6 protein-coding genes, 1 tRNA gene and 1 other RNA gene are annotated in these 11798 nt (G+C 57.1%); 3 read left to right on the forward strand and 5 right to left on the reverse strand.

All coding sequences use genetic code 11. The features are described 5' to 3' along the window. A complete protein-coding gene (locus tag AC3B5A_RS00345; RefSeq protein ID WP_489797961.1) occupies window positions 1-3018 on the reverse strand; it encodes a bifunctional lysylphosphatidylglycerol flippase/synthetase MprF in 3018 nt (1005 codons plus the stop codon). A gap of 63 nt (window positions 3019-3081) precedes the next feature. Further along, window positions 3082-4461 carry an alpha/beta hydrolase gene (locus AC3B5A_RS00350; protein ID WP_489797962.1) on the reverse strand — a complete coding sequence of 460 codons (1380 nt, stop codon included), beginning with the start codon at window positions 4459-4461 and terminating at the stop codon, window positions 3082-3084. A 146-nt stretch (window positions 4462-4607) separates the two neighbouring features. Here AC3B5A_RS00350 and AC3B5A_RS00355 point away from each other — a divergent pair, with 146 nt between their 5' ends. Beyond that, window positions 4608-6824 (forward strand): LTA synthase family protein, encoded by a 2217-nt coding sequence (locus tag AC3B5A_RS00355; protein WP_489797963.1) that lies wholly within the window; start codon window positions 4608-4610, stop codon window positions 6822-6824. A 200-nt stretch (window positions 6825-7024) separates the two neighbouring features. Here the strand turns inward: AC3B5A_RS00355 and AC3B5A_RS00360 are convergent. Then, window positions 7025-7100 (reverse strand) — tRNA-His (locus AC3B5A_RS00360). Between the two features lie 236 nt (window positions 7101-7336). On the opposite strand from AC3B5A_RS00360, the gene AC3B5A_RS00365 reads away from it, so the two are divergent. Next, complete coding sequence (locus AC3B5A_RS00365) at window positions 7337-8245, forward strand: formate/nitrite transporter family protein (protein ID WP_489797965.1); 909 nt, start codon at window positions 7337-7339, stop codon at window positions 8243-8245. A gap of 71 nt (window positions 8246-8316) precedes the next feature. Here the strand turns inward: AC3B5A_RS00365 and AC3B5A_RS00370 are convergent, their stop codons facing one another. Together AC3B5A_RS00370 and rnpB are read right to left on the reverse strand one after the other, a co-directional pair. Beyond that, the gene (locus AC3B5A_RS00370) at window positions 8317-9735 is read right to left on the reverse strand and encodes an O-acetylhomoserine aminocarboxypropyltransferase/cysteine synthase family protein (protein WP_489797966.1); all 1419 of its coding nucleotides are present in this window, start codon (window positions 9733-9735) and stop codon (window positions 8317-8319) included. 185 nt (window positions 9736-9920) lie between these two features. Beyond that, an RNA gene (rnpB, locus tag AC3B5A_RS00375) (RNase P RNA component class A) lies at window positions 9921-10296 on the reverse strand. Window positions 10297-10497: 201 nt separating this feature from the next. Between rnpB and AC3B5A_RS00380 the strand changes: the two genes are divergently transcribed. Beyond that, on the forward strand, window positions 10498-11568 hold the full coding sequence (locus AC3B5A_RS00380) for a 2,3-butanediol dehydrogenase (RefSeq protein ID WP_489797968.1): 1071 nt from the start codon (window positions 10498-10500) through the stop codon (window positions 11566-11568). Window positions 11569-11798: the final 230 nt, after the last annotated feature.

Consider the following 11798-nt stretch of genomic DNA (forward strand, 5'->3'; position numbering starts at 1 on the left):
CTATTCGCGCCCCTTGTGGTCGCTGTTGCTCGAGGTTTTCTTCGTTGACGCCATGGTCTTGAGAATATCCACGACCTGATTGGCTTTGAGTTCTGGTACGTACGCATTTACCACGGAAATGCCGATTTGTGCGAGTTTCGCTGCGTCTGGGTAGCAGACGTAGATGGGGGACGGTCTGGGCTGGAACTTGCGCTTGAAGAAGAACAGTGACTTGAACCCATATGCCGGTTCCATGATGTCTGCCACAATCTGCAAGGCATGCTCGATAATCTCGGTGCCGGACTGCGCCGGTACAGGATTGGATGAAGTACCGGCGTCACCGGTTCCGCAATCGGAGGTATGGTGCGGATTGTCGGCTTTGTGCTGTGCTCCGCTTTGTGCTGTGCCCCGGCCTTCGCCCATACCGGCCAGGGGAGCGGCGGACAGACTCATGAATTCCACGCCGCCGTCAGGGTTGGCGAGGCGTTGGTCGCGCAGTCTTTCCGCCATGCGTGCGATGAGATATTCCATGATGCCATTGGGGCTGTCGGTACGGTGACGCATGAAGTCGAGCGTCCATCCCACCACACGGCCGGCCCGGTAGGTGGGTAGCCAGCTGGTCACGCCGAGCACTCGCCCGTCGGCATCCTTGGCGTAGAGCAATGCCACGCGCTCATCGCGCAGTTCTTCCAAACCGCCTAACGTGAACTTCATTTCGGGCAGGGCTTTGAGCTGAGTCCACTGCTCGGAGATTTCGACGATTTGCTGTTGAATGTCGAATCCCGCAGTGTCGTAGGTGCACAGTTCATCGGTGATGCCGTCCCGTTTGGCCTTGTTGATGGCGGTGCGGATATCCTGCCATTTCTTGCCGCGCGTCTGCCACTGGTTCGGGTCGATCACCATTTCGGTGCCTACCTGTATGGAACTGCAGCCCATGCTCTCGAGTATGGTGCGTTGGTCGTCGTGCACCGCATAGAATGCGGGACTCCAGCCTCGGTTTTCGCAGAAGACGGTAAACTGTGCAAGATCGTCACGGTACTCCCGTTCGTCGCCGAATGGGCCGGTCACGCTCAAGGCGATGCCATGCAGCACGCGATAGGCGATGGCGCTATGGCCGGACTGGGAGAACCAGTAGTGATTGTCTTCCCAAGTAGTCATGAAGCTCATGGAGGATCCACCGGCCTGCACCAGCAGGTTCGCTTTGGCGCGATCGTGCTCGTCAGGCGTGACGTTGTCTTTGAACCAGAGAATGAACACCACCAACACCGTGAGCCAGAACAAGGTGGTGAATCCCTCGCTCACCAGTGTTGCCGGTACGGTGTCGGGTTTGATGATGGATGGTCTGCGTCCTGCGAATCCCGAAGGTAGGAGACGGCGCAGCATGTCGAGTACCAGGAGTTTGAGATCTGGCTTGGGCTTGAACGAATCGGGGAAGGACAATGCGAATGCGGTATATCCTGCCACGGTGCCGACAAGTATGAGTGCGATGGTGCCGATACCGCGTCGTATGCGGCTGGCGGGCGTGGCGATTTCAAAATGTTCGAGCTGTCGTGCCATGAACATGACCAGAAGCAGTGGCGGTAACGCCGTGAGGATGAAGGCCGGCATCACGGCATGGTTTTTTGAGGGGCCGGCACCCAAAGGTGCGAACCAGATGGGGAAGACCACGTAGTAGAGCACGGTGAAGATAACTACCAAAGTGTTGAGGGCCATGCTGGTCCATGCTGCAAGACGGCGTCCATGGTATAGACCCCAAGCCACCACGGCGAGTGCGGCCACCGGCAGCAGGATATGAATCCATAGTCCCAGCAGTTCCAGATGGTGCTGCCCGGAGACCATGATGCAGCTTTGCACGCTTTGATTGGCGCTGCATGAACGCAGCAGGGACGAATCGCCCACCATCGAAGAGTAGAAGAGACCGAGCGAGGTGAACAGGCCGAAGCGTGAGGTGGAGGTCAGTGAGAAAATGGGGCCGATGGCAAGCACGAGTTGAGCGAAGGTGAACAGACGGCGAATCTCATAGTCGGTGCCACGTTTCCAACTTACCTTATCGACCGTTTTCCCGCGCATCAGCAGGCCGAGGGCATGCCCGACCACTGCGGCGGCGAGGTTGCAATAGTCGCCTGGATTGCCGCTGAACAGCAGGAGTGTGCCCACCGTGGTGTAGGTGATGAGTACTATGCGGCGGCGCCACAGTACGGACTCGAACGCGCTTTGGGCCATAAGTGCCCCCACAATCAGCACGAGAGGGGAGAGTGTGACCGGAAGTTCCTGCAGCCTCGACCAACCGGTGATGGTGTGACTCACCAACATGCATATGCCAAGGCCCAACGTTGATCCGAGAATGGCGCTGAACAGGGAGGTGGCTATGGTTTTCCATACTCCAAGGCGTGTCTGTACCGAGCTGATGACAACAAGCAGCAATACGAAGTAGAGCAGAAGCTGGAACAGACCCCGCACAAACACGACTGAACCCAGCACATGATTGAGCCAAGTGAGAAGATCGGGATGATTGGCCTGTACCGATCCGCCGGGCAATAGATGCCGGTCTTTAAGTGCTTGGGACAGGCTGAGACTGTGCACGGTCGGGTTGGAGACGATATGCCGTGATGCGCGCCAGATCCACCGGGTGAAATTGGCCAGTACGAAGAGCAAGGACACGCTGATGGCGAAGACGTGGCCGTGCATCCAGCGTTGCAGGTCGCTGCCGAGTACTCTCCAGCTTGATTGAGGCGTTTGTTTACGGTTTGGTTGTTTGGCTGCCTTAGGTCGAGCTTGAGGCTGCGGGTGTGGCGCGTCCGTCCTGGTTTTGCCTGTGGCATCTCCGTGCTCGAATGGTCGCTCAGAGTTTTTCGAGACAGGTTCTGAGGAGTCCGGTGAGGGGTGCTGTGCAGAAGCTGCGGATTTCGAAGTGCTGCTGCCGTCTTCGGCTTCGCCCGGGCGGGAAGCTGTGCCCGGCGCACACTGAGGTTCGCTCTGTGCTGCGCGAGCTGGGGCGGAATGGCCATTCAGCGGCTCGGTGGTGTCGTTATCCTGCATAATGCCCTCTGTTAATGGTGAAACTTGGATGGGTGGGATGCGTGTGGCTTACAACATGCCTCGTCAGTCTGTTCTTATGGTGGTTGCCGAGTCTACAAGGGTGAGCTTGGGATAGTCGGCAATGTCTCTGCCTGTGGAACCCATGCCGGTCTCTGTGCCGAACATGTCGACTTGCGCCTCCATGGCTGCCTGCACGGTATGCCAGTCGTGGCCTGATTCGTGCGCTATAACGGTGGTGGTGCGCATACCTGCCTGCTTGGCCGCCGTGGCGATTTTCAGCTGGTTCTTTTGCGACTTGCTGTCCCATTCGCCGGCCACGCTGAACCATGTCTGTGTGCTGGGGCTGTGCCGTTTGATGATGGTGATGGGAACGTGCGATTCGTAAGCGTGCTCGTCACTGTCGAAGAACTTCTTCACCGTGGCTTTCCGGGAACCGTCAACCGGCTCGATCTCACCGCCGGCAGAGAACACATGGCCGTAAAGATCGGGATGGGCGGGGCCCAGCTGCGTGCTGCATGTGGCGCCCTGCGAGAAACCGCCGATAAGCCAGTCCTTGGCTTTGGTGGAGACGGGAAGATTCGCCTTTACCCAAGCACTGACATCTTTGGTGATGTAGGTTTCGGCGTTGCCGTAGACGTCTGTGTCGGCGCACAGTGAGTTGCGGGAGATGGCACCGTTTTGATCAGGAGAAACGGCGATAGGGGCCAATCCGTGGTGTTGTTTGGCGTATGCGTTGAGCATCTGACCCAAACGGCCTGCGGTGAAGAAGCGATCGCTGTTTCCTGGTTGCCCGGCAAGCACAATCATGACAGGCAGTGCCGGTGGTTTCTCGCTCAGTGCTGCCGGAGGCAGATATACGTTCGCTCCTCTGGCACGAAAATCTGAAATCGTGGCGGGAATGCGCACCGCATGCACCTCTCCTCGATCAGGCATCGACGGCAGCTTGCCCTTATCGGCAAGGTCCTCCCATTGTTTCACGCTCATTACCGCTTTGCGTTCCGCTGAGGTATCAAGCTTGGAGAACTGCGAATGACCGAACAGGGAACCCATCGTGGTGTACTCACCGTAAATGCCGTCGACCTGAAGCATGCACGTAAGCAGCGATATGAACGCCATAATCAGAGCCAGAACCCGACGCAGCCCCTTGGATTGCACCGCTGCTGCCACCAGAGCGGTAATGACACCGACGCCTATGGCGATGGTGGTCATGACCGCCCATCCCAAACTCACCCCAAACACGCGGAACACATCGGAGATGAGCCACACCACGAACGCACCCGCCAAGAAGCCGAGAATGCCGATGCCCAGTTGGAGCAACAGTGGTTTGAGCCATCCCTTCTTGGACTTGAGCAGCACCACCAGCGCGATGCCCACGATGGTGATGACCATCATGGTGGGTGGCAGCCAGCCGCCGATCAACCGTATCTTAAAAAACCAATCCATGGCTTACCTTCGCTTTATGTACCCGTGCCCGTGACGGCAGTAAATTCTGACACCATCCTAAGCGCGTCTCAACAAGCGTTCAATCGGCCACGGGGATGATGTTCGCCATGTTTGAACTGTATGAGATGTGGGGTAGGCTTTGGGCGATGAATAATATGGATAAGGAACAACAGGATGCCGCGCCTGTCGAGGCGGCATCCGAGACGAGTAGGGAATACCCACGCCTGCAGACCGGTGAAGAGCGGGTCGATGCGGGAGACGGGGTGCAAACAGACGCCGCACCGCAAACGCAGGGCGGAGAAGAGTCATCGAACGACGATGAGCACAAGCGGCACGTATCGTCTCGCCAATCGCGTTCGCATACCTTCAGTCATGCAGTGCACCTGAGATGGTTCGCCTATGTAGGACTGTTCATACTCTTTGACTTCCTTGCGGTACTGGTCCTGCAACAGGGTGTCACTCTCACCTCCACCCGCACCGACCTGTCCAGCCCGCTCGAGACGCCGTGGTCGATGATCGTCAAACTGTTTACCAAAGGCAACTTTGTTCTGGTACTCAACATGGTGCTGCTGGGGCTGGTATATGTGGCGCTCATCATGGTGTTCAATCGTTTCTGGGTGGCTACGGGAGCACTGTTCGTAGCGGCCATCTTCATCTCGGTGGTCGAACATTTCAAGGTTGGAGCACGGTACGAGACGATTCTGCCTTCCGACTTGAACTTCCTGAAATCCGATACCGGCAGCTTGCTGAGCTTCCTGCCCGCAGGTTCCGGCCTCATCATTGCGCTCGCCGTGCTGGCCATAGTGGCTGTCATGGTGCTGGCGCGTGTGCTCAGCCGTTTCGATCTGCGCCGTGGCCGCGTGGTCAAGTCAATGCACAAAGGGCTTGGAGCGGCGCTGCGCATCGTGCTGGCCATCATGCCGGTGCTGCTGCTTGGTGGGTACACCATGCAGGTGAGTGTAGTCGGATCGTGGGCTAACAAGTTCTCGCACGCCATGGGTGACATTCCCTCGATGTGGGATTCTGTCTACGACGCGCAGCGCAACGGTCCGCTTGTCTCGTTCTTGGGGCAGGTCAAACCCAAAGTCATGGACGAGCCAGAGGGCTACAGCAAGGACACCATGAAGAAGGTGGCCGATCGTTACCGTGCGTCGGCTGAATCCATCAATGCCCAGCGCACAGCCAACATAGATGACAGTACGGTCGTGTTCATCCTCTCCGAGTCATATTCCGATCCCACTCGGGTGCCGGGCGTCAAACTTAACCAGGATCCTATGCCAAAGATCCGAGACATCAAAGGCAATACCACCAGTGGACTTATGCTCTCCTCGGGGTATGGCGGCGGTACAGCCAATTTGGAATACATGAGTCTGACGGGCATGTCGATGGTCAACTTCGACCCTTCGCTCACCAGCCCCTACCAACAGTTGGTGCCGGGGGAGAAGTGGACGCCCAGTGTCAACCAGCTGTGGGGAGATAAGAAGAACTCCATTGCATTGCACCCCTATGAGCCGTCGATGTATTCGCGTGCCGGCAATTACAAGAAGTTCGGCATCTCGCACTTCTACACCATCCAGCCACCCGAGATCATCGACCATCAGAAGAAGCTGGGAACATCGCCCTATGTGTCCGATGAGTCGGCCTACCAGAGCACGCTCGAACAGATTGAACAAGCGGATGGCAGCCAGTTCATCCAGCTGGCCACCATGCAGAACCATATGCCGTATCAGAATTGGTATCCGGGCAACACGTTCAAGGCCACGAGTTCCAATCCCGCCGCGCCGCTGGGGCAAAGTGAGAATGAGTCCATCAACACATACGCCAAAGGCGTGAACCAGACCGATGAGGCCACTGCAAAGTTCCTGGATCAGTTGGATGGGCTTGACAAGCCGGTGACGGTCGTCTTCTACGGCGACCACCTGCCCGGCATCTACAAGACCGCCAGCGACGACTCTGCCAATTCGCTGGCGTTGCACGAGACCGATTACTTCATCTGGTCCAACAAGGCCTCGGGGCGGCAGGGTACGAAGAATCCTAACAGCGCGTATTCCTCGCCGAACTTCTTTATCGCTCAGGCTGCCGAGCAGATGGATGCCAAGGTCTCGCCCTTCCTGGCGTTCCTGACACAGCTGCACGGCAAGGTGGCGGCCATGGAACCACCGGTGGTCAACAAGATTCAAGGTTGGGACCGTATCCCCGAGGGACAGTCAATTTATTTGGATGCACACGGCAACCCGATGAATGCTGGGGAGTTCGACAAGGAAACCAAACAGTTGATGGAGGATTACAAGCTCATCCAATATGATGTGACTGCGGGCAGCAATTATCTGAAGGATGATGGGTTTATGAGCGTGCAACATTAGGCTTTGCTGCTGTTTGGCTGATTCTGCGGGTGTGCGAGCTTCTCTCGGGAGGCTCGCACACCCGCGGATCTGGAATCATAAGCCATATTTCCGGGCGATGAAGCAATGTGCATTTGGACGTACCCGTGGTGGTCCCAAACGCTTTTGTGCTCCTGCGCAATAAAGAAAACCTCACAAGCCTTACGGCCGTGAGGCTTTGATGGGGTGGATAACGCGGTTCGAACGCGCGACCTTCTGAACCACAATCAGATGCTCTACCTGCTGAGCTATATCCACCATGTGGAGCGGAACGCGAGTCGCCAAGAAGGCAACTCTCATTCGCACAACAAATGAGACTATACACGATTCTTTCGACTTGTGCAGCTCGGCGCGTCGCGGTGGTGAACGTGAGGTATGACTGTGTCGTTGCTTACATAACCGTCGAAATGCGGGAGAAACGTGACCGTAGATACCTTCCGTGCGACATAATGAACCTGTTTGAGTTTTCCACGCTGAGAAGAAGATGAGATCACATGCCACACACGATGCACCCCACCAGGAAACGTCCCGCCGCACCAAAACCGGAGAATGTGAGTCCGGAAAGCGCCAAACCGTTGTTCCCCGGGCGTGAGTTCATCAGCACGGTGCTCCATGTGCTCGAGAGCAAGGAGAAGATGACCGGGCGGATGGCGGGTCAGTATGTGCAACGTGCGGTCATGGCGGGCCTGTTCATCGGCATCTTCATATCGGCGTTCTTCATGATTCAGGGGCAGGCGAGCCTTGGCGGCCCCGGAACCAAACTTGCCGGCAAGGTGATTGCCGGCACCACGTTCGGCTGGGCGTTGGTGCTTATCTACTACACGAATTCCGAACTGCTCACTTCGAACATGATGCTGGTGAGCATTGGTGCGTACCATCACCGCATTGACTGGCTGCACACGTTGCGTCTGCTGGTGCTGTGCTTTGGCGGCAACCTGCTGGGCGCGCTCGTGGTGTCGGTCATTGTTCGTTTTTCCACCGTGGTTTCGGGGCCGGGCCTCGATCAGATGGTGGCGGCGGCGAACATCAAAATCGGCTACTTGGACTCGCCGATGGGTGTGGCCGACTTGTTCGTGCGTGCCATCCTGTGTAACTTCTGCATCAACATCGCCATGCTCATGGTCTACAACGGCAAGCTGAGCAACGATTTCACCAAATGCTGCATCATGATAGTGGCCGTTTTCGTCTTCACCTTCTGCGGTTTCGAGCATTCGGTGGCCGATTCGGCAGTGTTCCTAATTTTGGGTATGCGTGGTTTAATCAACGGGTGGAAGGCCATGCTGGTCATCGTTGTGGCTCTACTGGGCAACTTCGTGGGTGGCGGCATTCTCATCGGCTATAACTTCGCCGTCATGAACGACGAACGCAGCGTGACGGGCAAGCGCCTCAACGAGACTGTCTGATTGGGGCGGTGCCGAGTCCGGCTGGTGGCAGGCTCGTGCGTCTGACAGTTCGATGCAGCAGACGCACCGGGTCAGTCGCTGTATGCCCGCTCCATTGCCTGATCGATGTCGGCCAGCAGGTCGTCAATGTCTTCCAAACCTACCGAAACGCGTAGCAGGTCGTCGCTCACGCCTGCTTCGGCACGCAATGGTGCCGGCACTTCGCGATGAGTAATGCGTGCCGGGTCAACGATCAGTGTCTTATTGTCGCCGATATTGGGCATGTATGTCATGACGTGCACGTTGTCTACGATGCGAGAGGCGCGTTCGTACCCACCCTCCACGTTGAAGGAGAGCACGGTGCCGGCACCGTTCGGCAGCAGTTTGTGCACTAGTTCATTCTGAGTGGCACGAGTCTTGCAGTGGCGTTCCGCATCTTGTTTGGTTATGCCGCTTTCCATACGGTCAGGCTGTGCACAATGATTGTCGGGCGCACTGTCGTTGCATTGCGTCTGGCTGTTTGCCGGGTTGTTTGCAAGGCTGGGATAATGCACCTGCGTGACGTGGGGGAGTGCTGCAAGATGGAGCGCAAGGCGTTCCGCGCTCGTCACCTCTGCACTGACTCGCTGCGGCAGGGTTTCCAGTCCTGTGAGCTGTAAGTAGGCATTGAACGGGCTCATTACCGCGCCGAATGTGTGCAGATACTTGGTATGTACCCGTTCGAGAAAAGCGAGCTTGCCGAACGCATCAACAAAGCCTCTGCTGGTGCCCGCGCGCTCGTCGCTGATCACGAGCTCCGGTTTGTTCATGTGTGGGTAGCGCCCGTTGTTCCAGTCAAAGCGCCCGGCATCTACAATCACGCCGCCCAACGTGTTGCCGTGCCCGCTGATGCCCTTGGTGGTGGAATGCACCACGATGTCTGCGCCGAAGCGAATGGGGTTGCACAGGTATGGTGTGGGGAGGGTGTTGTCGACGATGAGCGCCACACCATGCCGGTGAGCCAGATCCGCCAGTCCGGGAATGTCGGCGATGAGTGTGGAAGGATTGGCTACGGATTCCGTGAAAATGGCTCGAGTGTCCTCGCCGATGAGTGCTTCGACGGCATCCAAGTCGTTGATGTCGGCCACGAAATCGGTATGTATGCCGAAATTCGGGAAGAATGTGGCCATCGCATCGACCGAGGTGCCGTAGAGCGAACTTGAGGCAATGATACGACCGCCGCCTTCCGCTGCGCATAGCAGTGCGAACGAGACGGCTGCCATGCCGGATCCCACGGCCACCGCGCCCTGCCCGCCTTCCAGTTCGGCGATACGCCGCTCGAGTGTGGAGACGGTAGGATTGGCCAGTCGCGAGTAAGAGTAGCCTGGCAGCGTGCCGCCGGAGAGCGCATCTCCGCGCTCGGCATCGACCAAACCGAACGCGGCGGTCTGGTAGATGGGTACGCTGGCTGCGTTCTGGTGTTCTTGGCTCTCGTATCCGCTGTGTACGGCTGAAGTGGCGAATCCGTTCATGATTCCTCGCTTATGGTGGTGTTTCATTATGGTTTAAGTACTTCGCTTAAGTAACTTCCATCAAAGCGCATCTGCCGTCATGATGTGCCGCGTGTCACAGATTTGCTCATAAGAATTCTTTATGACCGCTTCGAAGAACGGTGAAGTTGAGGCGGTGGAGCAACCGGCAAGTGACGGGTAAGAAGTGAGTGAGACCCCCGCATACCCCGGGTTTTGTCGGGCAAATGCCCGGATGACCATCCATCTCGACCTGACGTTGCCGTCAGGCTCTAGCAGCCTACCCGAAGGACTGGGCGAGCAACCCATGCTTACTGCATTCCCTCTGCTTGGCCTTGCTCCCGATGAGGCTTGCCTTCGCGAACGATGTTACCAACGTCCCGGTGGTCTCTTACACCGCCGTTTCACCCTTACCTGTTCCAACGGAACAGGCGGTTTGCTTTCTGCTGCGCTATCTCTCAGGTCGCCCTGGGCGGACGTTATCCGCCATCGTGCTCTGTGGAGCCCGGAAGTTCCTCAGTCTCGCCCCATGAGGGGTCTGACCGCGGTCATCTGGGGGTCTCAATGTGCCATTCTATCAGGGGCGCGGACGCGCAGACGGCAGTGTGGTGATTTATATTGCGGACGTGAAGATATTGGTGTGGCGAATTGCATATTATAGCGGCATCGGGTACAATTACATGCATTGGTTTACTGCAGTGGTGCGTGAGCCAAGACAGTAAAGCGCCATCGTGCGCGGCGAAGATGCACAAGAAAGGAACGGCTATGAAAGCTGTACGCATTTACGGTGAAGGGGACGTGCGCGTCGAGGATGTGAGCATTGAGGATCCAAAAGCGGATCAGGTGCAGATCAAGGTGAAATACTGCGGCATTTGCGGCTCCGATCTTCATGCCTATTCCGAAGGCTGGGGTCTTCCCACTCATCCGCACCCGCTGACCGGCAAGACCGTGCCAATCACGCTGGGGCATGAATTCTCTGGAGAGGTTGTCAAGGTAGGCGCTGATGTCACCGACCTGAAGGTGGGTGACGCCATTGCCGTCGAACCGCTGTTGGCCTGTGGCAAGTGCGCGAACTGCCGTGCCGGCAACTACAATTTCTGCGATAATGTGGTGGCGGAAGACGGTGCTGGCAACTTCCTCGGCTTCTCGCAGGACGGTGGCATGGCCGAATATGCGAACATCGACGACGTCTTTGCCCACAAGTTGCCTGAAGGTTTGCCCTACGAACTGGGTGCGCTGTGTGAGCCGGTGTCTGTCTCCTACGAGGGCATCAAGAAGTGTGGCTTGCGCGAAGGTCAGACCGTGGCCGTGATGGGTGCCGGTCCCATCGGTCTGACCACGGCGCTGCTGGCGCGTATTGCCGGTGCCAACCGTGTCTATATCTCCGACGTTTCCGAGGTTCGTTTGGCCAAGGCTCGCGAGCTTGGTTTCACCGATGTGCTTAACCCGGCGAAGGAAGACGTGGTGGCCGCCATTCGTGCCGACTATCCCAACGGTGTGGACGTCGCTTTTGAGGCGGCGGGCGTGCAAGCCACCTTTGACACAGCTCTCAAGGTGACTCGTCGCACCGGCAAAGTGCAGATTGTGGCACTGTTCGGTAAGCCGATCAGCATGAACATGACTGATGACGTCATCATGCAGGGCATTGATCTGATCACCACGTTGTGCTACAACAACAGCTTCGACACGGTGCTCGGCATTATCGACAACAACCGTGACGAATTCATGCCGCTGGTCACCAAGAAGGTAAGCCTTGACGACGCTGTGGAAGACGGCATCAAGACGCTTGCCAGCGACAAATCGCAGGTCAAGATCATGATCGATCCCTCGTTGTGAGGATAGACGTTCGCGGACTGTAGCTGTGCATCATGCGCGGATTTCGGTCTGTGTTCTCGCATATACGTCCCGTTGCACCCGCTGCGCATCGGGACGTTTGCATGCAAAAGGCAAACTGGTGTTCGGTATGGCGTGTCATGGGTGTTGGTTTGGTTATGGCATGTTGTCGCGTGTTTCGGTGAGTGTATAGCAGGATGTGGAGTCTACGCAACGGAACCGTCACTGAGTGG

Source organism: Bifidobacterium sp. ESL1133 (genome assembly GCF_058107325.1).